Source organism: Xanthobacter sp. DMC12 (genome assembly GCF_056314105.1).
The window spans coordinates 20,773-39,226 of record NZ_JBQUYZ010000010.1 but is presented as its reverse complement, the minus strand read 5'-3'; the positions used below and the strand labels follow the sequence as shown (position 1 = coordinate 39,226).

General features: G+C 65.7%; 30 protein-coding genes. 13 read left to right on the top strand and 17 right to left on the bottom strand.

What is annotated here, in order from left to right; genetic code table 11:
- Positions 1-553: 553 nt before the first annotated feature.
- The 7 genes from ACT535_RS24920 (at position 554) to ACT535_RS24890 (ending at position 6,693) form a co-directional block, all read left to right on the top strand.
- The gene (locus ACT535_RS24920) at positions 554-1,402 is read left to right on the top strand and encodes an electron transfer flavoprotein subunit beta/FixA family protein (protein WP_476366402.1); all 849 of its coding nucleotides are present in this window, start codon (positions 554-556) and stop codon (positions 1,400-1,402) included.
- A 60-nt stretch (positions 1,403-1,462) separates the two neighbouring features.
- The gene (locus ACT535_RS24915; protein WP_168457291.1) at positions 1,463-2,572 is read left to right on the top strand and encodes an electron transfer flavoprotein subunit alpha/FixB family protein; all 1,110 of its coding nucleotides are present in this window, start codon (positions 1,463-1,465) and stop codon (positions 2,570-2,572) included.
- 22 nt (positions 2,573-2,594) lie between these two features.
- Positions 2,595-3,902: an FAD-dependent monooxygenase gene (locus tag ACT535_RS24910; protein WP_476326528.1), complete on the top strand. Its 1,308-nt coding sequence runs from the start codon at positions 2,595-2,597 to the stop codon at positions 3,900-3,902.
- An 80-nt stretch (positions 3,903-3,982) separates the two neighbouring features.
- Positions 3,983-4,279, top strand: coding sequence for a ferredoxin family protein (locus ACT535_RS24905; RefSeq protein ID WP_168457289.1), 297 nt, complete (start codon positions 3,983-3,985; stop codon positions 4,277-4,279).
- A 116-nt stretch (positions 4,280-4,395) separates the two neighbouring features.
- A complete protein-coding gene (locus ACT535_RS24900) occupies positions 4,396-5,214 on the top strand; it encodes a 4Fe4S-binding leucine-rich repeat protein (protein WP_476366401.1) in 819 nt (272 codons plus the stop codon).
- A 260-nt stretch (positions 5,215-5,474) separates the two neighbouring features.
- A complete protein-coding gene (locus tag ACT535_RS24895) occupies positions 5,475-6,239 on the top strand; it encodes a dienelactone hydrolase family protein (RefSeq protein WP_476366400.1) in 765 nt (254 codons plus the stop codon).
- A 118-nt stretch (positions 6,240-6,357) separates the two neighbouring features.
- Positions 6,358-6,693, top strand: coding sequence for a hypothetical protein (locus ACT535_RS24890; protein ID WP_476366399.1), 336 nt, complete (start codon positions 6,358-6,360; stop codon positions 6,691-6,693).
- Between the two features lie 51 nt (positions 6,694-6,744).
- On the opposite strand, the gene ACT535_RS24885 is transcribed toward ACT535_RS24890, so the two are convergent.
- A complete protein-coding gene (locus tag ACT535_RS24885) occupies positions 6,745-7,230 on the bottom strand; it encodes a hypothetical protein (RefSeq protein ID WP_168457285.1) in 486 nt (161 codons plus the stop codon).
- 316 nt (positions 7,231-7,546) lie between these two features.
- Here ACT535_RS24885 and ACT535_RS24880 point away from each other — a divergent pair, with 316 nt between their 5' ends.
- Positions 7,547-7,792, top strand: coding sequence for a hypothetical protein (locus ACT535_RS24880; protein WP_168457284.1), 246 nt, complete (start codon positions 7,547-7,549; stop codon positions 7,790-7,792).
- A gap of 107 nt (positions 7,793-7,899) precedes the next feature.
- Positions 7,900-8,139 carry a hypothetical protein gene (locus ACT535_RS24875; RefSeq protein ID WP_476366398.1) on the top strand — a complete coding sequence of 80 codons (240 nt, stop codon included), beginning with the start codon at positions 7,900-7,902 and terminating at the stop codon, positions 8,137-8,139.
- Positions 8,140-8,160: 21 nt separating this feature from the next.
- Here the strand turns inward: ACT535_RS24875 and ACT535_RS24870 are convergent, their stop codons facing one another.
- The 4 genes from ACT535_RS24870 to ACT535_RS24855 are packed head-to-tail and all read right to left on the bottom strand — an operon-like array spanning position 8,161 to position 9,657.
- Entirely contained in the window at positions 8,161-8,595 is a 435-nt protein-coding gene (locus ACT535_RS24870; protein WP_168457282.1) for a group II truncated hemoglobin, read from the bottom strand.
- Between the two features lie 10 nt (positions 8,596-8,605).
- Positions 8,606-8,773, bottom strand: a complete 168-nt coding sequence (locus tag ACT535_RS24865) for a hypothetical protein (protein ID WP_168457281.1) — start codon at positions 8,771-8,773, stop codon at positions 8,606-8,608.
- Between the two features lie 27 nt (positions 8,774-8,800).
- On the bottom strand, positions 8,801-9,133 hold the full coding sequence (locus tag ACT535_RS24860) for a DUF6156 family protein (RefSeq protein WP_476366397.1): 333 nt from the start codon (positions 9,131-9,133) through the stop codon (positions 8,801-8,803).
- A gap of 44 nt (positions 9,134-9,177) precedes the next feature.
- Complete coding sequence (locus ACT535_RS24855) at positions 9,178-9,657, bottom strand: Rieske (2Fe-2S) protein (protein ID WP_476366396.1); 480 nt, start codon at positions 9,655-9,657, stop codon at positions 9,178-9,180.
- A gap of 172 nt (positions 9,658-9,829) precedes the next feature.
- Here ACT535_RS24855 and ACT535_RS24850 point away from each other — a divergent pair, with 172 nt between their 5' ends.
- Positions 9,830-10,480 carry a glutathione S-transferase family protein gene (locus ACT535_RS24850; protein ID WP_476366404.1) on the top strand — a complete coding sequence of 217 codons (651 nt, stop codon included), beginning with the start codon at positions 9,830-9,832 and terminating at the stop codon, positions 10,478-10,480.
- Between the two features lie 47 nt (positions 10,481-10,527).
- Complete coding sequence (locus tag ACT535_RS24845; RefSeq protein WP_168457279.1) at positions 10,528-10,812, top strand: aldehyde dehydrogenase; 285 nt, start codon at positions 10,528-10,530, stop codon at positions 10,810-10,812.
- Positions 10,813-10,891: 79 nt separating this feature from the next.
- On the opposite strand, the gene ACT535_RS24840 is transcribed toward ACT535_RS24845, so the two are convergent.
- The 3 genes from ACT535_RS24840 to ACT535_RS24830 form a co-directional block, all read right to left on the bottom strand.
- Positions 10,892-11,287 carry a DUF59 domain-containing protein gene (locus ACT535_RS24840; RefSeq protein ID WP_168457278.1) on the bottom strand — a complete coding sequence of 132 codons (396 nt, stop codon included), beginning with the start codon at positions 11,285-11,287 and terminating at the stop codon, positions 10,892-10,894.
- Between the two features lie 72 nt (positions 11,288-11,359).
- The gene (locus ACT535_RS24835; protein ID WP_476366395.1) at positions 11,360-11,842 is read right to left on the bottom strand and encodes a tetratricopeptide repeat protein; all 483 of its coding nucleotides are present in this window, start codon (positions 11,840-11,842) and stop codon (positions 11,360-11,362) included.
- A gap of 38 nt (positions 11,843-11,880) precedes the next feature.
- On the bottom strand, positions 11,881-12,744 hold the full coding sequence (locus ACT535_RS24830) for a xanthine dehydrogenase (protein ID WP_476366394.1): 864 nt from the start codon (positions 12,742-12,744) through the stop codon (positions 11,881-11,883).
- Between the two features lie 251 nt (positions 12,745-12,995).
- On the opposite strand from ACT535_RS24830, the gene ACT535_RS24825 reads away from it, so the two are divergent.
- Together ACT535_RS24825 and grxD are read left to right on the top strand one after the other, a co-directional pair.
- Complete coding sequence (locus ACT535_RS24825; RefSeq protein WP_168457275.1) at positions 12,996-13,229, top strand: BolA family protein; 234 nt, start codon at positions 12,996-12,998, stop codon at positions 13,227-13,229.
- A gap of 81 nt (positions 13,230-13,310) precedes the next feature.
- Positions 13,311-13,640: a Grx4 family monothiol glutaredoxin gene (gene grxD / locus ACT535_RS24820; RefSeq protein WP_168457274.1), complete on the top strand. Its 330-nt coding sequence runs from the start codon at positions 13,311-13,313 to the stop codon at positions 13,638-13,640.
- A 151-nt stretch (positions 13,641-13,791) separates the two neighbouring features.
- On the opposite strand, the gene ACT535_RS24815 is transcribed toward grxD, so the two are convergent.
- From ACT535_RS24815 to ACT535_RS24775, 9 genes are all read right to left on the bottom strand, one after another.
- A complete protein-coding gene (locus ACT535_RS24815; RefSeq protein ID WP_168457273.1) occupies positions 13,792-14,016 on the bottom strand; it encodes a hypothetical protein in 225 nt (74 codons plus the stop codon).
- 212 nt (positions 14,017-14,228) lie between these two features.
- A complete protein-coding gene (locus ACT535_RS24810; protein WP_168457272.1) occupies positions 14,229-14,543 on the bottom strand; it encodes a ferredoxin in 315 nt (104 codons plus the stop codon).
- Positions 14,544-14,595: 52 nt separating this feature from the next.
- A complete protein-coding gene (locus ACT535_RS24805) occupies positions 14,596-15,795 on the bottom strand; it encodes a DegT/DnrJ/EryC1/StrS family aminotransferase (protein ID WP_476366393.1) in 1,200 nt (399 codons plus the stop codon).
- Positions 15,795-16,058, bottom strand: coding sequence for a DUF6129 family protein (locus ACT535_RS24800; RefSeq protein ID WP_168457270.1), 264 nt, complete (start codon positions 16,056-16,058; stop codon positions 15,795-15,797). The genes ACT535_RS24805 and ACT535_RS24800 overlap by 1 nt, the downstream gene beginning before the upstream one ends.
- 88 nt (positions 16,059-16,146) lie before the next feature.
- Entirely contained in the window at positions 16,147-16,476 is a 330-nt protein-coding gene (locus ACT535_RS24795; RefSeq protein WP_168457269.1) for a DUF3024 domain-containing protein, read from the bottom strand.
- 55 nt (positions 16,477-16,531) lie between these two features.
- On the bottom strand, positions 16,532-16,771 hold the full coding sequence (locus ACT535_RS24790; protein WP_168457692.1) for a nitrogen fixation protein NifZ: 240 nt from the start codon (positions 16,769-16,771) through the stop codon (positions 16,532-16,534).
- Between the two features lie 8 nt (positions 16,772-16,779).
- Positions 16,780-17,097 carry a nitrogen fixation protein NifZ gene (locus ACT535_RS24785; protein ID WP_168457268.1) on the bottom strand — a complete coding sequence of 106 codons (318 nt, stop codon included), beginning with the start codon at positions 17,095-17,097 and terminating at the stop codon, positions 16,780-16,782.
- Positions 17,094-17,876 carry a 4Fe4S-binding leucine-rich repeat protein gene (locus ACT535_RS24780; protein ID WP_476366392.1) on the bottom strand — a complete coding sequence of 261 codons (783 nt, stop codon included), beginning with the start codon at positions 17,874-17,876 and terminating at the stop codon, positions 17,094-17,096. Before ACT535_RS24780 ends, ACT535_RS24785 begins: the two co-directional genes overlap by 4 nt.
- A complete protein-coding gene (locus tag ACT535_RS24775) occupies positions 17,866-18,417 on the bottom strand; it encodes a hypothetical protein (RefSeq protein WP_476366391.1) in 552 nt (183 codons plus the stop codon). The genes ACT535_RS24780 and ACT535_RS24775 overlap by 11 nt, the downstream gene beginning before the upstream one ends.
- Between the last annotated feature and the right edge of the window lie 37 nt (positions 18,418-18,454).

Genomic DNA, 18,454 nt, shown 5'->3' with positions numbered 1-18,454 from the left:
ACCAGGATCGACGGGCCGGCCCCCGCCGGCCCGTTCCCCCGACGTCCGTCCCCGCGGCTCGCCGCGCCTATTTGAACGGGGCAGGGCGTGACCTTTGCGAATACGCCTTTTCACACACCGTACGCTGAAGACTATTTTAGGTTCCGGTCCCTCGCCGCAAGGCGGGGGACCTTTTGCGAGAACCATCCAGCGACCGCCCCCAATACTTCAAAGTCTTCGGTCGAGCGCAGCGGCCTCGTTGCCCCCACCTCGCCCTCGGCCCACCGTCCGCTCTCCGACACATCACAGCATGACGCGCCACGTCGCATTCACGACGCGTCGGAGATGCGCGCAAGGCAACATGGCGCACGCGACACCACCCGGCCTCCATCTGTCACCTTCCCGACACGGGCATGGACCTTTCCTTAGTATTCGTCTGTCGTCGAGACCCGACAATCGGTCGATCGACATGATAAATCGCTGAAAATGCGAGCGATTCACATGTGACGCCGGCTTGGCACGCCGTTTGCCAGTCATCGCTCAGGAGCCGTTGGGTTTGGCTCGGAGCGAATTCATGCACATCGTCGTCTGCATCAAACAGGTTCCGGATTCGGCGCAGATCCGCGTCCATCCCGTCACCAACACGATCATGCGGCAGGGCGTGCCGACGATCATCAACCCTTATGACCTGTTCGCGCTGGAAGAAGCGCTTCGCCTGCGCGACAAGTTCGGCGGCGAGGTCACGGTGCTCACCATGGGCCCGCCCTCCGCGGAAGATTCCCTGCGCAAGGCGCTGACCTTCGGCGCCGATCGCGCGGTGCTGCTGACCGATCGCTTCTTCGCCGGCTCGGACACCCTCGCCACCAGCTTTGCGCTGGCCACCGCCATCACCAAGGTCGGCCAGACCTGGGGCGCGCCGGACCTCGTGTTCACCGGCAAGCAGACCATCGACGGCGACACCGCCCAGGTCGGCCCCGGCATCGCCAAGCGCCTCGGCCTGATGCAGGTCACCTATGTGGCGAAGATCGCCGAGTTCGATCCCGCCGAGCGCACCATCACGCTGGAGCGGCGCGCCGAGGGTGGCACGCAGGTGCTGAAGTCCAAGCTCCCCTGCCTCGTCGCCATGCTGGAAGCCACCAACGAAATCCGCCGCGGCACCATGGTGGACGCCCTGCGCGCGGCCCGCGCGGAGATCGTGAAGTGGAACGCCAAGGACGCCGGCGTCACCGACCTCAACATGTGCGGCCTGAAGGGCTCGCCCACCATCGTCAAGCGCGTGTTCGCGCCGAGCGCGCGCTCCGAGAAGGCCAAGTTCATCGAGGCCGGCGAGGGCGGCAACATCTCCGAGGCGCTGATCGCCGAGATCTTCTCGCGCCAGCCCAGCCTTGAAGCCGACCTGACCACGCTGGCGCGCGGCTTCTGACGGCCTCCGCCGCAGAGCCCGCGCGCCCTTCGTTGCTCCAAGATCAATGAGCCGACCATCATGAGCGAGCCCAAGACACCCCCAGCCCCCGCCGCCGGTGGACGCGCGTCCACCAAGAAAGAGCTGCCGGAACACTTCAAGGCGTACAAGCACGTCTGGGTGTTCATCGAGCAGGAGCGTGGCCAGGTCCATCCCGTGTCCTGGGAACTCATGGGCGCGGGCCGCAAGCTCGCCGACAAGCTGGGCGTCGAGCTGGCGGCCGTGGTGGTCGGCGCCGAAGGTGAGACCGTCCGCGGTGCGGTGGCCGAATCCTTCTGCTACGGCGCCGACCTCGCCTATGTGGTGGCCGATCCGGTGCTCACCGATTATCGCAACGAGGCCTACACGGCCGCGATGACCGACCTCGTGAACACCTACAAGCCGGAGATCCTGCTGCTGGGCGCGACCACGCTCGGCCGCGACCTCGCCGGCGCGGTGGCGACCACCCTGCTCACCGGCCTCACCGCCGATTCCACCGAGCTGGACGTGGACGCCGACGGCTCGCTCGCCGCCACGCGCCCCACCTTCGGCGGCTCCCTGCTCTGCACCATCTACACGCTGAACTATCGCCCGCAGATGGCGACGGTGCGCCCGCGCGTGATGCCCATGCCGATCCGGGTGGAGAAGCCCATCGGCCGGGTCATCGAGCACAAGCTCGGCGTGGTGGAAGCCGACATCGTCACCAAGATCCTCAACTTCATCCCCGACCGCGATTCCAACAAGGCGAACCTCGCCTATGCGGACGTGGTGGTGGCCGGCGGCATGGGCCTCGGCTCGCCGGAGAACTTCCAGCTGGTGCGCAACCTCGCCATGGCCATGGGCGCGGAATATGGCTGCTCGCGGCCGCTGGTGCAGAAGGGCTGGGTCACGTCCGACCGGCAGATCGGCCAGACCGGCAAGACCATCCGTCCCCGCCTCTACATCGCCGCCGGCATCTCGGGCGCCATCCAGCACCGGGTGGGCGTCGAGGGCGCGGACCTGATCGTCGCCATCAACACCGACAAGAACGCGCCGATCTTCGACTTTGCCCACGTGGGCATCGTCACCGACGCCATCCGCCTCCTCCCGGCCCTGACGGAAGCCTTCGCCAAGCGCCTGTCGGCCCACTCCAGCGACAAGCTCGCCAGCTGAAAGCCAGCGAAAGGAACATCCGATGATCGACGAGAAGTTCGATGCGATTGTCGTCGGCGCCGGCATGGCCGGCAATGCCGCCGCCTACACCATGGCCTCCCGCGGCCTGAAGGTGCTGCAGCTGGAGCGCGGCGAATATTCCGGCTCCAAGAACGTGCAGGGCGCCATCCTCTACGCCGAGATGATGGAAAAGATCATCCCGGACTTCCGTGAGGACGCGCCGCTGGAGCGTCACCTCATCGAGCAGCGCTTCTGGATGATGGGCGAGAATTCCCACACCGGCCTGCACTACCGGTCCGACGACTTCAACGAGGAGAAGCCGAACCGCTACACCATCATCCGCGCGCAGTTCGACAAGTGGTTCTCCTCCAAGGTGCGCGAGGCCGGCGCCCTGGTGGTGTGCGAGACCACGGTGACCGAGCTGGTGCAGGACGCCTACGGCAAGGTGATCGGCGTGAAGACCGATCGCGGCGGCGGCCAGATCCATGCGGACGTGGTGGTGCTGGCGGAAGGCGTCACCGGGCTGCTCGGCGCCCGCGCCGGCCTGCGCAAGATCCCCAAGCCCACCGAGGTCGCGCTGGCGGTGAAGGAGATGCACTTCCTGCCGCAGGAAGTCATCGAGCAGCGCTTCAACGTGAAGGGCAACGAGGGCGCCGTGATCGAGGCCGCCGGGACCATCTCGGAAGGCATGACCGGCATGGGCTTCCTCTACACCAACCGCGAATGCGTGTCGGTGGGCATCGGCTGCCTGGTGTCGGACTTCCAGAAGAGCGGCGAGTCGCCGTACACGCTGCTGGAGAAGTTCAAGCGCCACCCCTCCATCGCCCCGCTGCTGGAAGGCTCCGAGGTGAAGGAATACGCCGCCCACCTCATCCCCGAGGGCGGGTTCAAGTCCATCCCGCAGCTCTATGGCGAGGGCTGGGTGGTGGTGGGCGATGCCGCCCAGCTCAACAACGCCATCCATCGCGAGGGCTCGAACCTCGCCATGACCTCCGGCCGCATTGCGGGCGAGGCCATCTTCCAGGTCAAGTCCCGCAAGGACCCCATGACCGCGGCGAACCTCTCGCTCTACAAGAAGATGCTCGACGACAGCTTCGTGATAAAAGACCTCAAGAAGTACAAGGACATGCCGCAGCTTCTGCACATCCAGTCGCAGAACTTCTTCCTCACCTATCCCCAGCTGGTCAACAAGGCCATGCAGAACTTCGTGCGTGTCGACGGCACGCCGAAGAAGGAGAAGGAGAAGATGACGGTCAAGTCCTTCACCTCCGCGCGGTCGTGGGCGGGCCTTTTCGGCGACGCCTTCAAACTCGCCCGCGCCTGGCGCTGAAGGGCTTTCAGCTCAGCGCATCCTGTTTTCCCACCTTGCGCGGCGGGCTTCGCCCGTCGCCGATTTCCGGGAGATTTTTCATGGCCACCGAAACCGCCTTCCGCGTCGAGGACAAGCTTTTCCAGAACCGCTACCTCGTGGATGCCGGGCGCGCCCACATCAAGGTGCGGCCCCACACCACCCCCTCCGCAGCGCTGCGCACTCTCCTCACCACCTGCCCGGCCCGCTGCTACGAGCTGAACGACAAGGGCCAGGTGGAGATCACCGCCGACGGCTGCGTCGAGTGCGGCACCTGCCGCATCATCGGCGAGCCCTCGGGCGACATCGAGTGGAACTATCCGCGCGGCGGCTACGGCGTGCTGTTCAAGTTCGGCTGAGGCTTTCGGCCCCAGAGGTAACGAAATAGCGATCGGAAGCCGGCGCACGGCTTCCGATACGCCATCTGGCATCAAATCGCCTTCGCCCCTAGATTAGGGGCTGGGAGGACGATTTCATGTCCGCATTTTCGTCAGGATCAACGGCCGGAGAGCCGGGGTTCGCCCAAGGTTTCGCAGCCGACGGGCTCGCGTCCGAGTTCGCCGTCGAGGCGCTGGACTGGCAGGGCCGGCCGCTGCGCTGCCAGGATTGTCCGCACGAGGACATCAAGGCCGAGGGGCGCTGCGACCTCGGCAAGGCGTGCGTCCTCGACCGGCGGCGCAAGCGCATCGATCGCTTCTTCGCCAACAACGCGGCGCTCGCCGCGCGCTATCTCGACCACCCCTATTTCGAGGTGCGGGCGCTGGCTGCCCGACATGCCAGCGTATTCCTCATCACCCCGCTGAAGGACGATCCCGAGCCGGACGTGCGGATGGTCTGCGCCGAGCGGCTTCCGCTTGCCCGCATCCGGGACATGCGGTTCGACCCCGAGCCGCGGGTGCGCATCGCCGTCGCCAGCCGTCTGGAGGGCAGCGATCTTGTCGCCCTCATGTCGGATGTGGACTACAGCGTGCGCATGGCGGCCGCCCGGCGCGCGCCGGCGGATGCGCTGGTCTATCTGATGCACGACACCGAGGTGGACGTGCGGCGCATCGTGGCCGCGCGCCTGCCGCAGGTGCCCCTGGCCCGCATGGCCGATGACCCCGATCCGCTGGTTCGCGTGGTGGTCGCCGAGCATCTCGATCCCGAACGCCTTGTCGCGTTGCGTGGTGATCCCGACATGCGGGTGCGTTTCGTCGTTGCCGAGCGGATCTCCCCGGCCCTGCTCGCCCCGCTGGCGCACGATGACGTTCCCCCCATCGCCGAAGTCGCGCGGGAACGCCTCGCCTCCGCGTGATCCGCATTCCGCCTGACGATCGGACGGCCGGCCTCTCCAGGGCCGGCCTTTTTATTATGCGCGCGTGATGACGCGAATGATTTGCGTTTTCGAAGTCGTTTTCTGCTGCGAAGCATTATTTACTTGACGCAGACGCACAAAACGCACCGCGCCGCACGTATTTCCCGTTTTCTGGCGCCCAATTTGCATGTCGAAGCTGTTTCAGACTGGCAGAGCGAGCGGCCCTGCCCCTATTCAGCCGCTCGGAAATCGAGGATGCCATGGTCGAAGTCACAGCAAGCAACGTGAAATTCTCCGCTTACCGGGCTGATCCGGAAGGCGCACCCAAGGGCGCCGTGGTGGTTCTGCAGGACGTCTACGGCGTCACGTCGGACATCCGGCAGATCGCCGACGGCTTCGCCGCCGCCGGCTATGTGGCCATTGCGCCCTCCTTGTTCGACAAGGTGAAATCCGACATCGAACTCGACGCCGCCGCGACGGACGAGGGCAAGGCCCTCACCGAAGAGGTCGGCACCGACTGGTCTTTGGAGGCCATCCAGGCCACCGTCGATGCGGTGAAGGACGCCGGCAAGGTGGCCCTCGTCGGCTATGCCTGGGGCGGCTTTCTCGCCTACACCGCCGCCAACAAGGTGAAGGGCCTCGCCTGCGCCATCGGCTATCATGCGCAGGAGGACATCCTCGACGGAATGTCCGAGAAGCGCCGCATCCCCACGCTGATCCATTTCGCGGAAGCTGATCCGGCCATCCCGGAAGCGGACAGGGTCCAGTTCCGCGCGCGCCGGCCGGACGTGTCGGCCTTCTCCTATCCCGGCGCCAGCCGCGGGTTCACCTTCAAGGCGAGCTCCGCCTATGACCCCGCCGCGGCCGATCAGGCCATGGAACGCACGCTGTTCTGGATCTCCCAGTACGTGATCGGGCAGGGTCCGGTGCAGCTGAAGAATGCCGGCGCCTATGCCCTCGCGAAGACCGAGAAGAAGGGCAAGAAGAAGTCCGGTGGCGACGACATGGGCCCGCCCCTGGACTGATGCCCGAAGTCCAACGGCGGCTTCCAAATCCGTGTGCCGGCGCGCGTCGCCCTTGACGCGCCGCCGGCCCGGACGTTTCATCTTGCCGACGAAGTGTCGGACTTGAGCGTGATCGAACATGAGCGTGATCGAGCATGATTTCGGGGCGGGCAAGCGGCGCACGGAAAAGCGCTTCCGCGACCTCCTGAACCTCGACGCGCTGCACGAGCAGAACGTCCGCGCCAATCCCCTGCCCTATCTTGAGCGGGCGAGCGAGCGCATCTACCAGCTTGAGAAGACCATCTTCGAGGCCGCGCTCGCCGCCCGGCCGGCCTTCGGCGCCGAGGCGGACGACAAGGGCCCGACCGTGACCCTCAGCAAGGCGGAATACGACCGCCTTCTCGCCTGCCGCGCCGTCGTCGATTCCGCCCTCGCCGAGATCCAGGCGCGGCCGGACGAGCAAGAGCCGCGCTGAGGCGCCGGCCCGAAAGGCCGTGAGCGCGCGGACGCGCCCACGGCGCCGTGGTCAGTTATGGACGGAGGGCGGCGGGGTCCACTGATAGAGATCGCCCCAGCCATTGAGCGCCTTCACCTCGTGGGTGAAGCCGAGGGTACCCAGCGCGGCCGCGAAACCGAGCTGCTCGCCGCTCTTCACGCTGGCGAGCAGCGGCACCTTGCGGCCCTGCAATTCGCCGAGCAGTGCGGGGAGCACCTCATCGCCCTTGGCGGCCGGCGCGACGGCGGCATAGGTGACATGGATGGCCTCGCTGTTGCGGAAGCCCCACTCGAAGGTATCGCGCCGCGCGAGCAGCGCGCCCACGATGCCCTTCTCATGGTCCACCACCACCGGCGACAGGCCGGAGGTGCAGCAGGCGACGAGCTCGGACAGGAGCGTTTCCTGATCGGCTTCGTCTTCGGCGTTGAAGGGAACCGCGGCGGCGGCCTGCCGCAGCAGCCCCCATAGGCCCTGGACGTCGCTGAGGGACGCCATACGGCGGGTCAATTCAGTCATGAAATGTATCTCCGGGGCAGACAGAAAAACAACGCCGATATCTTAGATCAAAGACTAGTAATTTCAATAATTACCGCTCATCATCCCACCTCAAGTCGCTGCTTTCATCTGGTCGAATGACAGTGTCATGAAGCATACGCCCCCATTCGGCAGCTGTGCGATGCGCGACACCCCAGCCGGCGCGCCGCCGCAGACGCGTCTTGGCAAGAACCTTGCTGCGCGCAACGCGCGGGGGCAGTCGATCGCCCCGCCAAACCTGTTTGGAGCCCCGGCCTCCGGAAAGTCCTTTCCCGGAGCGCGTCCTTTGGAGTGAGGCATGTCGACGAGCGAAGGTTTCTTCATCGACTGGGACGGCAACGCCCGCAGCGTCGATGATCCCGGCGGCGGATATCTGTGTGAGACCGACCGTGTCGCCAAATACGTGGCGGTCACCACCAAGACCGGCACGCTGGTGCACGAGGGCACCTTCTACAAGACCATGGAAGACATCGCGAAGGCCGGCATCAAGGCGGGCTTCGTGCCGGGCTCCCATCCGTGGGGCTCCAAGGAGGACGGCTTCTAGAGCATATCACGCGAAGTGAAGTTCGCTTCGCGTGAAGACCATGCGTATCGTCAAGAGCGCGGGCATCCGTGCCCGCTCTCCCCCCACACAGCACAGGAGAATTGGCGATGCTCCCGACGACGATTCTCATCGACGAAACGCCCCGCTGCGTCGTCCGTCCCAACGACACCAAGGCGCTCAACCGCTTCCTGCGCAACGCGAAGGACTTTCTCCTCGCCGAGAAGCCGGAGGGCAAGATCACCCACCGCGCCGCGTCGGACGACGAGGTGGCCAAGTGGAAGAATGCCCTCGCTTTGCACCAGGCCTGGGGCGGGTCCGACGAGGATTTCTTCGGCGTACCGCTTTAGCCCCGCCGCCGGGGGTCAGAGTCAGGGCCGCGCGGCGTGGCCCACGGTGTCGTGCGGATTGCCGGCGGTGTTGCGCATCCAGTCGGCGAGCTTCGCCATGGCGCCATAGATATCCTCGCGCGCAGCCGCATCCGCCACCGTTTCCTCCAGCGCGCCGCGCATGCACAGCAGCCACGCGTCGCGCTCCGCATTGCCGATGGAAAAACCCATGTGCCGCTGCCGCAGCCGGGGATGTCCCTTCTCGGGCGAATAGAGCTTGGGGCCGCCGGTCCACTCGCTGAGATAGCGCTTCAGCACCTGCTTGGTCTGGCCGAGGTCGTCGGCATGGATGGCGCGGATCCCCGCCGCCTCCGGCAAGGTGTCCATGCGCGCATAGAAGGCCTCCACCAGCCGATCGATGACGACGGCACCGCCCAGGCGCTCGAACATGGTTGTGGTCTCGGCGACATCCGACATGATCTGACCCCTATTCGTCCATGTTGGGCAGGAGAATGACCTCGGCCGGCGCGCCAGCGCCTTGCGCCGCGACAAAGTCGAGGGCCGACACCAGGGAAAGGCCGCCGTCCGCCTCCATCAGCACCACGGCGTCCGGCGGCATCCTGCCGAGCGCCTCGACCAGCTGAGCCACCGTCATCCGTCCTGCCCTCCTGTCGGCGCCGGGCTATTCCGGCCGCATCGGCGATCCCGCCTCGTCGAAGGCGACCACCACCGTGTCCTCATCCACCATCCGCACCTCGGCGCGCTTCAGCGCGCCGTTGCCGTGATAGCTGTAGCGATGCGCCAGCTCCACCTCGCCATAGACCATCTTGTCGAAACCGGTGAGCTGGCCGGACGCATCGAACCAGGCCCGGATGAAGGTGTTGCGGTGGGTGAGCTGGGCCTCGGGGATCGGCTCCACCAGCCGGAACGGCATCTTCACGCCGGTGTAGGTGATATAGAAACGGCATTCGCCGGACATGTCCGGCGGCACCGCGCTGGCGGCCTCTGCACTCATCTTGCCTCTCCCGACACCTGCGCCGTCTCCATCATGCCTGCCGATCAGTCGGGGGAAATCATGATTTCCATGGTTTCGTCGAAATCGTCATAGGGAAAGCCCGGCACGTCGGCTTCCACCAGCGGCACCCCGCACAGGCACACATCGGCGCCGACGATGGCCACCGCCACCGGTTCCAGGTGCGCGCCCTCGCAGTCGCCTTGCGTGCAGGCGCCGCTCTCGATGTCGAACAGCGCACCATGGCGGCCGCAGCGCAGATGGGTGCGCTCGGAATTGAAGAACTGGCCGCCGCCGATGTTGAGCCATGCACCCTTGTGCGGGCAGGCGTTCACATAGCCCACCACCTCGCGCGCGCCGGTGCGCACCACAACGATGCGGAATGGCCGCGCCTCTCCTTCCGGCGTCAACCGCGAGAGATCGAAGGCCTTCGCCTCACCGGGCGGCAGCTCGTGCGTCCCGCAGATGGCGAAGACCTCGATCTCGGCCCCGGCGTCCTGTTGCTCGGCAGCTTGTTCGGCAGACATCACTTCTCCGCCCGCCCCTCCCGGAGGCGCCGGCCCCTGTCGCAAATGAAACACCCCATGTCCGCCCGCGGCAGCATTCCCACGGCCGGCGCGAAAATGTCCCGAGATTTGCATGAAGCGTGCCGAGATGCCGCCGCACCGCACGCAGCGCCGAGGACGCCCCATGCCCGCAATGAAGCTCTACATGACCCCCGGCTCGTGCTCCACGGCCATCCACATCATCCTGGAGGAGCTGGAGGAGGTGTTCGAGGCGCACATCGTGAACCTGCCGGCCGGCGAGCAGTTCAAGCCGGCCTACATGGCGATCAACCCGAAATCCACCATTCCGGCGCTGGTTCGGCCCGACGGCAGCGTGCTGACGGAAATGGTCTCCATCGCCTACTGGCTGGGGCGGACCCGCGGCCGCGGCCGGCTCTGGCCGGAGGATGCGGAGGCGGCGACGCGGGCGCTCGAAACCATGGTCTATGTGGTGGCTACCGTTCACGGCCAGGGCTTCGCCCGCCTGTTCGCCGGGCCGACCTTCGCGGCCGCCGTGGACGACCGCAAGAAGGTGGAGCAGCTGGGACGCGACATCGTGCGCCAGGGCTTTTCCATTCTCGATGGGGTGGTCGCCGCCCGGCCCTACGTGGCCGACACGTTTTCGGTGGCCGACCCTCTGCTGTTCTACGTGGAGTTCTGGGCGGACAAATCCGGGATTGCTTTGCCGCCGCATCTGGCGGCCCATTACCGGCGCATGCTGGAGCGTCCGGTGGTGCAGCGGGTGCTGCGTGAGGAAGGCTACAACATCACCCTCCTCGGGGCGGCTTCCACACGCCCGAACTGACACCGCACGCTTCTTGCAGCGCCCAGCGCGTAGCGACGGAGGCGTTCATGTCCGAGATGTTCGTGGTGACGGAAGAGAACCGGGACGACATGTCCCGGAAGGCCGGAATTTTCCTCTATTCCGACACGCAGCTCTGGCTCGACGGCGATGTGGTGCATCGCACCGACGGCCCCGCCATCGTCTCGCCCGACGGCGTGGAACGCTGGTATGTCGCCGGCACAGACATCAGCCGGGCGGTGAAGAACTTCTTCCTCGCCAACAAATGGCCGCTCAAGGTCGGTCTCGACAGTGCGGAGAAGCAGACGCTGTTTGCGTCCGAATTCCTGCGCTGACGGCGGGCCTGGACCGGAAGACGGACAAGAAAGAAAATGGCCGGCGCAGGCCGGCCATGATCCTGGCTTGGCGGCGGGCTCAGAGCAGCCCGAGCTCGAGCTGGACCTCGTCGCTCATGCGCGACTTGTCCCATGGGGGATCGAACACCAGCTTCATCTTCACGTCGCTGACGCCGGGCACGATCACCACCGCTTCCTGCACCCAGCCGAGCATCTGCCCGGCGACCGGGCAGCCCGGCGCGGTGAGCGTCATGTCGATCTCGACGGCGCCATCTTCCTTGACCTCGATCCGGTAGATCAGGCCAAGGTCATAGATGTTCACCGGAATTTCCGGATCGTTGACGGTTCTCAGCGCCGCGACGATGCCTTCCAGAAGAACGGCATCATCCTCGGCGAACTCTTCAAAATTGCGCACCTCGCCATGGACGATCATGGTCGTCGGTGCGGCAAGACCCTGGTCCGTAGGCTGAGTCATGTGACCGATGCCTCCTGCCCCCTCATCGTACCCGATACGTAGCAAGCACGATGCCAACGATGGGCGGGACGTTCAATCCAGGCCCTCGGCAAGGGCCGCGACAACTGGCCACCCCACGGCACCGGTGGGATCAAGCACCTTGAGCGCCGCGAGCTTTTCCAGCGCAAGCTCCGGCTGGTTCTGCCGCAGGTGGATGAAGGCGAGCGCCTTCAGCGTGTAGAGGGCGAAGCGTCCCGGGCCGTCAGGCAGAAGGTCGTAAGGCACCCATTTGCGCCAGTCCGTGTCCCAACCCGCCTGGGTCGCCGCCTCCACGAGCCCGCCCCGCGCCGCGGCCTCCGCCTCGTCGAGATTGCCCTGGTAGGTGTGGATCTTGTAGAGGCAGAAATAGACCGGCAGCTCGGACGGTGCCGTGGCGAGTGCCTGGCGGAACAGCTCGTCGGCGCGCCGGCGGTCCTTGCGATAGGCGATGACGCCCTGCTGTAGCAGGGCGTTCACCGGTCCGGACACCTCGCCGAAATTGATGACATCGGTATTGGGGAAAAGATCGACGCTCACGTTTCTACCCTTCGGTGGGGCGGGCGAAGGGCGCCGCTTTACTTGACCAGATGCGGGTTCGGCGTGGCTTCGGTGAGCCGGGCGCCGCGGAAGGTCAGCGCCCGCGTGACCGCCCTGGCGATGACGAGGGCGCGGGCGTCGAGCCCGGTCCAGTCGGCGCCGCGGCCGCGGGGATCGATCTCCAGCAGCTTCACCCCGGCAGGAACTTCGGTGCCGTCGCGCACCACGCCGCGCACCACGCCGTCGAAGGGCGCGCGGATGGGCTCGCTGCCGAGGAAGCCGATGTGGAAATCCTTGTAGACGCGCGTGCCAATCTCGATCGCCGTGTGCCAGCGGCCGGGCACGCTCGAATGCACGAAGCGCTCGCTGGTCACGCCGCCGAGGTCGCGGGGCATGTGGTCTGGCTCGTCGGTGGGGCCATGCTGGATCACCTGCCCCTCCTTGCCCGGGCGCGTCTCGATGGCGAGATCGCAATTGGTGCCGCCGCCGAAGCCCGGCCCGAGGCCGATGGTGAGGCGAGCCAGCCGGCGCAGGTCCGGAGTGACCTGATACTTGTTCATGCGGGCATCGACGAGAAGCTCGATGGGGCCGAGGACAATGAGATCGAGCAGGCCGAGGGGAGTCACCAGCACGTCGCCGCGCGCGAGGCCCTTGCGGACATCGACCCCGGTATCGGCCCGCCAGGCACGCACGCCATCCACCCGCACGTCGTCCTCATAGAGCGCGTCATGGAAGGCCATCTTGCGCCGGATCACGGGCGGGGCCGGATCATGCGACAGCACGACGCCATAGCCGCTGCGATGCAGCTCGACCGCGACAGCGGACGCAATCTCGTTGGTGCCGAGTATGGTCGCAAAGCCGTTGCGCGCCGCACCGCGTCCCTGCTGTAGCAAATCGCTCATAACGGTTCTCGTTTTCCCGGGGCGACAATGCGTAAGCAAGAGACAGGCCGTTTGGAACGCCTGCAGGAAGAGGGCAACGGACATGCCTTGCAACCCTCCCTTGCGGGCGGGCTCGGCTCGCCGCCGCTGGCGCTGTCAGTTTTGCGACAGGCGAGGTCCGCGTCCTTGCCCACAGGCCGGGATCGCAAGTGGTGCCACCCAAGTGGTGCCAGCCTTGCATGGCGGCGTTGCACATCGAAGGAGACAGCGCGATGGCCATGGCCGCAGATGAAATCGAGCGCCTCGTGAAGGAGGCCCTTCCAGACAGCCAGGTGGTGATCATCGATCTCGCCGGCGACGGTGACCACTATGCCGCCCGCATCACCTCGGAGGCCTTCAAGGGCAAGAGCCGGGTGCAGCAGCACCAGATGGTCTACGCCGCGCTCGGCGAGCACATGGGCGGCACGCTCCACGCTTTGAAGCTGGAGACGCTCATTCCCAAATGAAATCATCCGCAGCGCGCCGCGCCGGGCTCGGATCAATTTCAGTTTCAGTTTTCATCCGCACGTTTCGATCAGGAGATTGTCATGGCCACCACTGCCGAACGTATCGAAGACATTATCGCCTCCAGCGATGTGGTCCTGTTCATGAAGGGCATTCCCGCCGCCCCCCAGTGCGGCTTTTCGGCCGCTGTCGTGCAGGTCCTCGCCGGCGTCGGCGTGCCCTATCGCGCCGTCGACGTGCTGCAGGACCCGATGGTGCGCGAGGGCATCAAGGCCTATTCCAACTGGCCGACCATTCCCCAGCTCTACATCAAGGGCGAGTTTGTCGGCGGCTGCGACATCGTCCGCGAGATGTTCCAGGCCGGCGAGCTGACCCAGCTCCTGGCCGACAAGGGCGTCGCCGTCACCGCCTGACGGGCAAACCCACAAAAAAAGGGCCCGGACGCGAGAGCATCCGGGCCCTTCTGCTGCATTATGGAACGATATTGAAAACACACCGGGCCGGATGAACTGATCGGCCCTCAAGTATTCCGCAAACACAAACGCGCGATACGTCCGGCGTGTCTCACGCCGCCTTGGTGGTCGCCTCGACCTTGAAGGCGTCCACATCGGCCCGCGTCAGGCGAAATACGCCGCGACCGCCGGCCAAAGCCTGATAGGTGAGCGGAACTCGGTAGGACAGGAAGTCGAACCATTCCTGCGGGTTGAGACCCTGGGGACGCTCGCTGATCTCGGCGATGGTTCCGTTGGCCGCAAAGCGGGCGTGAACGATGACTGCTTCGTCGCTCATTTCATCTCTCCTCTCAACGTTCTTCACTGGCGCGGGCCGGGAGCGAAACCTACGTTCCACGCCAGCCACGCACGACGACTTGATTACCCGGCACGCTTTTTGTTGAACTTCCGGCAGCGTGCCACCGGAAGCCTTGTCTCTAGTCGCGACAGGAAGGCTCCGCCCTTCCCGCCGCCGAAGGTCCGGGCGCTCCCGCGGGAGCGCCGCCGCACTCAGAAGCCCGAGAACTCGCCGAGCAGCTCGATGGTCACGTTCTCGGTGCCGAGCACGGTCACGTGCTTGGCGAGGCGGGACTTGGAGCCGACACCGACGATCGCGTCGAGGCTCTCGTTCTCCTCCTTGGTGGTCTTGGAGAGACCCTTGCGGCCTTCCTGCACGAACACGTGGGACGCGCTGCCATCCTTGTCGCTCTTCTGACGGTCGGCGAGCCCCGGCTCGACGGTGATGAGCGCCTCGAGGAGGTTCGTGCCTTCCGCGACTTCAATGGTCTTGCCCATGGGGAGGACCTTCAACGTAACCGTGGACATCAACTGCTCCTGTCGTTTCGTCTTCGTGTTTGGGGTGCGATCTTGTTGCGCTTCAGTAGATGGCGGCGCCCGCCCCTACGTTGACCGAGGCATCCTTCATCGTTGCCACGATGAACTCGATCTCCTCCTCGCTCAGGTGGGTGTGGAACGGCAGCGCCACGGCGCGGTCGGCCACCTTCTCCGTCACGAGGAAGTCGCCCCGGCGATAGCCGAGGTCGAAATAGTGCCGCTGCACGTGCAGCGGCGTGCTGTAGCCGGCGGATTCGACTTTCTCCACCTTCAGATCCTCGACGATGGAATCGCGGCTCGACTTGGAGAAACGGGTGCCGAGATGGACCACGTAGAGGAACCAGTTCACCTCCGTCACGTCCGGCCCGATGAAAGGGTCCTTGATGCCCTCGAAGGACTGGACGTACTTCTGGTAGAGGTGCTCCACCGTGCGCCGCTGCTCGAGGATCTCCTCGAGCCGGTGCAGCTGGGTGAGGCCCAGCGCGGCGGTGATGTCGCTCATGGCGCCTTGGAAGGGCGCGCTCATGCTGACCACGACGGAGGACCGCTCCTCCAGCTTGTGGGAGCGGAAGCGCCGCAGCGCCACGGCGACGTCGATGTCGTCCGTCACCACCATGCCGCCCTCGCCGCACACGATGGGGAAGGGCTGTGAGAAATCGAACACGGACGTGTCGCCGAACGTCCCCACCAGCGCGCCCTTGTAGCGCGAGCCGATGGCCTCGGTGGAATCCTCGATCAGCGCCAGCTTGTGCCTGCGGGCCAGGTCCTGGAAATCGGTCCAGGGCGCCGGATGGCCGTTGGTGTTGCCGGCGACGATGGCTTTCGTCTTGTCGGTGATCTTGGCCTCGGCCTTGGCCGGCACTAGGGTTCCCGCCCAATAGTCGATATCTGCGAACACCGGGCGCGCGCCGGACAGGCTGATGGCGTGGACCGTCTCGCGGAAGGAATAGGGCGAGGCGATCACCTCGTCCCCCGACCCGATGCCGTAGGCCTTCAGCGTATAGAGCAGGCCGAGAGTGCCGCTCGGCACCGCGACGGCATATTTGCGGCCGAGATAGGCCGCGAACTCCGCCTCGAACTGCTCCGCCAGAGGACCGCTGGAGAGGCGCGGCGCCTGCATGGCCTCGGCCACGGCCTGCAGCTCGATGACGGTGATGTCGGGATCCGACAGGAGGATGGTGGTGGCCTCGCCGCCCTCGCCTTCCCCGAGGTCGAAATCGTCCAGGAAATCCGCGTCGCTCATCACGCGCTCCGCCGTGCGAGGATCACGCCGGTGGCGGCGCCGGGATCAGAGGTGACATGGGCGCAGTGATCCGCAGCATCGAGCAGATGGACGTCGTACTTGGGATAGGTCCGGAACGGCGCCTCGGTGACGTCGGAGGCGTCGCACTGGGTCCAGGAGAGGGCCGGAAAGCGCTTGCGCAGCTCGGCGAAGACCGGGCCAGCCAAGTCTTCGGCGGTGAGCACCTTCTCGATCTCGGCGAGGTCGCTGTCGCTCAGGGCCATAACCTTACTCTCCCGTACCGGAATGAGACACGACCGGCGGCTTTGTCGCGGTCCGTCCCATGCCATGCAGGATCATTGCCAGTTTGGATCACTGCCAAAATCGACGTTCGGTGTCGTCGTTCAGAAGCTCCAGCAATTCCTTCAGACGCTCGTGAATACTGTCGAGCTCCCAGAGGCGCTTGCCGTGGTTCTTGCGGAACAGCTGCCAGGCGGCCTGCTCCGGATCGAAGATCATCAAGGCGATGTCGACGACCCCGCCCTCGGGGTCAATGTTGCGCGAGCAGCACGCGCTCTCGATCCGGTAGCCACCTTCGGTGGCCACGACCCGCGGCGTGACATAGCGATAGCGCTTGCGCGCCCTTATGGCGCGCTCGATGCGCTTCCTGTCGAGATCGTTCGGATGAGCGGGCAGCCTCATCGTCCTATCTCTCACGGCTGTGTGGCGCGCGCGGCCGGCGCCGCGCGGCGGAGGATCAGAGCGGCTGGATCTCTTCTTCGAGGCAGCCCACCACCAGGCGCTCGTTGAACTCGATCAGGTAGATGGGGGTGTTCGTGTCCGTATGCTGGCCCACCTGCACGATCTCGCCGACGGTGCCGACGCCGACGAGCAGCCCCTCCTCCGGCATGTCGGGATAGGACCCGTCATTGTAGAGATCGATGAGGGTCTTCACCTTCATGCCCCAATCATACTTGGGCAGGCGCGGTTCGAGCATCATGGCCGTCAAACTCCGGGGGCGGGGGGCAGGGGGATATCCTGTTCTTCGCGCGGAATGGCGCTTTCCAGTTCCTTGCGCTTCATGCCGACGCGGTTGCCGCTCTCGGTGAACTCGACGCCATAGATGTAGAACTGCTGCAGGAAGGTACCGATGGAAACCACGTAGCCGATCTCGCCCTTCTTCGCGAGAATCTCGCCGATCTCCTTGCCGGCATAGGTTCCGTCGTTGCGGATGACCCGCTTCGCCTTCACCTTCTCGCCGAAATTGAAGTAAGGCGGCTCGGAAATCTCCACCACGTCGCTGTCACGGACGATGTTGCTCATAGCGGCATCTCCCTCAAGAGCTGCCCGCCCGCCTCGATGCGGGAGCGGGCGACCTCGCGCACGAACTCGTCGTCATCTTCCAGGAACCGGGCGAGCTGGGACGGCGCCACCCGGCCGGCAACCTCGTAGCGCACCCGCCAGTCCGCATCGGCGGCAAGCGCCGGCAGGAGGTCCGGGGCGAGGCGCTGCGCCACTTCCAGGCGGACGGCGGCGCTGCGGTCGCCGGCCATGCACATCAGCCATTCCGCCGGCAGCCGCTGGGCCACCACCTTGCGCACCTCGGGCTCGGGATCGTCCACGAGGCGGGAGAGCAGCGGCGGCGCGATGCGCCGCGCCACTACGAGGCGCACGTAGTAATCGTCATCCGCCAACATGGGCGCGAGTTCCGCGTCCTCCAGCAGCGAGACGATGCGAATGCGCACCTCGCGATGGGGATCGTTGCGCAGAGGCAGAATGAGCCGCTTGGGCAGACGGCGCGCGGCGTTCCAGCGTACCGTCTCCTCGGGATCGTTGAGGAGCGGCTTCAGGAAGAACACGTCGGCGTGCTTCGCCGCGATGGCGCGGACCTCGAAATGTTCGTGGCGCACGTAGGAATTGGCGAGCGCCGGGTTCCAGTTGAAGAAGCGGTCGATGCGCCGGGCGTAGCGGTCGTTCACGCAGGCGCGCCGCAACTGGCACTTGCCCACCGGCAGGAGGTCGCCCGCATGGGCGCAGCTCCGGCAGTCTACGTCTTCGCCGAGCCAGGTCTTGGCATCCTCGATGTCGTCGTCAGTCTTCATCGTCCTGCCCCGCTCTGTTCAGCACGTCGAGCAAGAGCTTCGCGCCGATCTTGTCGGACGGATCGAGCTCGAGCAGCTTCATCACCGCGGCGCGCCCCTCGTCGAGATTGCCGAGGCGCATGTTGAGGTAGGCGTAGCCCTTCAGTGTGAACAGGAAGAAGCGCGGCATCAGGCGGTCGTAGCGGGAGAATTCCGCATCTTCCGCCCGCACCTCCCGCCAGTCGGCCGGGAGGTTGGTCTCCCGCTGCGCCTTGGCGAGGCATTCCCGCGCCACCCCCAGGCATTCCCTGAGGCGGCCCTTGTAGAAGTAGAAACGGTAGAGGCCGATCAGCACCGCCGCATGGCCGGGCGCGATGGCCTCCGCCTTGCGCAGATGCGCTTCGGCCACCTCGTCCTGCTGGTAGGAGAGACCGGCTTCCCACAGGTGAAACTGTGCGTCTTCCGGCAACCCTCCGCCCATTACTGCGCTCGCAAGAAGCGCTTCTGGAGTGAGGACGTCGGGCTCGCCAAAGACCTGCGCGGAACCCTCCATCCCCTCCATCCCCTGTCTTCGTTCCGTCCTGATGCCGGTGGAAATC

What these genes read in the sequence shown, in the direction of transcription:
- ACT535_RS24920 (WP_476366402.1), top strand. Translation starts at nt 554, where the DNA reads ATGCACATCGTCGTCTGCATCAAACAGGTTCCGGATTCGGCGCAGATC.
- ACT535_RS24915 (WP_168457291.1), top strand. Translation starts at nt 1,463, where the DNA reads ATGAGCGAGCCCAAGACACCCCCAGCCCCCGCCGCCGGTGGACGCGCG.
- ACT535_RS24910 (WP_476326528.1), top strand. Translation starts at nt 2,595, where the DNA reads ATGATCGACGAGAAGTTCGATGCGATTGTCGTCGGCGCCGGCATGGCC.
- ACT535_RS24905 (WP_168457289.1), top strand. Translation starts at nt 3,983, where the DNA reads ATGGCCACCGAAACCGCCTTCCGCGTCGAGGACAAGCTTTTCCAGAAC.
- ACT535_RS24900 (WP_476366401.1), top strand. Translation starts at nt 4,396, where the DNA reads ATGTCCGCATTTTCGTCAGGATCAACGGCCGGAGAGCCGGGGTTCGCC.
- ACT535_RS24895 (WP_476366400.1), top strand. Translation starts at nt 5,475, where the DNA reads ATGGTCGAAGTCACAGCAAGCAACGTGAAATTCTCCGCTTACCGGGCT.
- ACT535_RS24890 (WP_476366399.1), top strand. Translation starts at nt 6,358, where the DNA reads ATGAGCGTGATCGAGCATGATTTCGGGGCGGGCAAGCGGCGCACGGAA.
- ACT535_RS24885 (WP_168457285.1), bottom strand. Translation starts at nt 7,230, where the DNA reads ATGACTGAATTGACCCGCCGTATGGCGTCCCTCAGCGACGTCCAGGGC.
- ACT535_RS24880 (WP_168457284.1), top strand. Translation starts at nt 7,547, where the DNA reads ATGTCGACGAGCGAAGGTTTCTTCATCGACTGGGACGGCAACGCCCGC.
- ACT535_RS24875 (WP_476366398.1), top strand. Translation starts at nt 7,900, where the DNA reads ATGCTCCCGACGACGATTCTCATCGACGAAACGCCCCGCTGCGTCGTC.
- ACT535_RS24870 (WP_168457282.1), bottom strand. Translation starts at nt 8,595, where the DNA reads ATGTCGGATGTCGCCGAGACCACAACCATGTTCGAGCGCCTGGGCGGT.
- ACT535_RS24865 (WP_168457281.1), bottom strand. Translation starts at nt 8,773, where the DNA reads ATGACGGTGGCTCAGCTGGTCGAGGCGCTCGGCAGGATGCCGCCGGAC.
- ACT535_RS24860 (WP_476366397.1), bottom strand. Translation starts at nt 9,133, where the DNA reads ATGAGTGCAGAGGCCGCCAGCGCGGTGCCGCCGGACATGTCCGGCGAA.
- ACT535_RS24855 (WP_476366396.1), bottom strand. Translation starts at nt 9,657, where the DNA reads ATGTCTGCCGAACAAGCTGCCGAGCAACAGGACGCCGGGGCCGAGATC.
- ACT535_RS24850 (WP_476366404.1), top strand. Translation starts at nt 9,830, where the DNA reads ATGAAGCTCTACATGACCCCCGGCTCGTGCTCCACGGCCATCCACATC.
- ACT535_RS24845 (WP_168457279.1), top strand. Translation starts at nt 10,528, where the DNA reads ATGTCCGAGATGTTCGTGGTGACGGAAGAGAACCGGGACGACATGTCC.
- ACT535_RS24840 (WP_168457278.1), bottom strand. Translation starts at nt 11,287, where the DNA reads ATGACTCAGCCTACGGACCAGGGTCTTGCCGCACCGACGACCATGATC.
- ACT535_RS24830 (WP_476366394.1), bottom strand. Translation starts at nt 12,744, where the DNA reads ATGAGCGATTTGCTACAGCAGGGACGCGGTGCGGCGCGCAACGGCTTT.
- ACT535_RS24825 (WP_168457275.1), top strand. Translation starts at nt 12,996, where the DNA reads ATGGCCATGGCCGCAGATGAAATCGAGCGCCTCGTGAAGGAGGCCCTT.
- grxD (WP_168457274.1), top strand. Translation starts at nt 13,311, where the DNA reads ATGGCCACCACTGCCGAACGTATCGAAGACATTATCGCCTCCAGCGAT.
- ACT535_RS24815 (WP_168457273.1), bottom strand. Translation starts at nt 14,016, where the DNA reads ATGAGCGACGAAGCAGTCATCGTTCACGCCCGCTTTGCGGCCAACGGA.
- ACT535_RS24810 (WP_168457272.1), bottom strand. Translation starts at nt 14,543, where the DNA reads ATGTCCACGGTTACGTTGAAGGTCCTCCCCATGGGCAAGACCATTGAA.
- ACT535_RS24805 (WP_476366393.1), bottom strand. Translation starts at nt 15,795, where the DNA reads ATGAGCGACGCGGATTTCCTGGACGATTTCGACCTCGGGGAAGGCGAG.
- ACT535_RS24800 (WP_168457270.1), bottom strand. Translation starts at nt 16,058, where the DNA reads ATGGCCCTGAGCGACAGCGACCTCGCCGAGATCGAGAAGGTGCTCACC.
- ACT535_RS24795 (WP_168457269.1), bottom strand. Translation starts at nt 16,476, where the DNA reads ATGAGGCTGCCCGCTCATCCGAACGATCTCGACAGGAAGCGCATCGAG.
- ACT535_RS24790 (WP_168457692.1), bottom strand. Translation starts at nt 16,771, where the DNA reads ATGCTCGAACCGCGCCTGCCCAAGTATGATTGGGGCATGAAGGTGAAG.
- ACT535_RS24785 (WP_168457268.1), bottom strand. Translation starts at nt 17,097, where the DNA reads ATGAGCAACATCGTCCGTGACAGCGACGTGGTGGAGATTTCCGAGCCG.
- ACT535_RS24780 (WP_476366392.1), bottom strand. Translation starts at nt 17,876, where the DNA reads ATGAAGACTGACGACGACATCGAGGATGCCAAGACCTGGCTCGGCGAA.
- ACT535_RS24775 (WP_476366391.1), bottom strand. Translation starts at nt 18,417, where the DNA reads ATGGAGGGGATGGAGGGTTCCGCGCAGGTCTTTGGCGAGCCCGACGTC.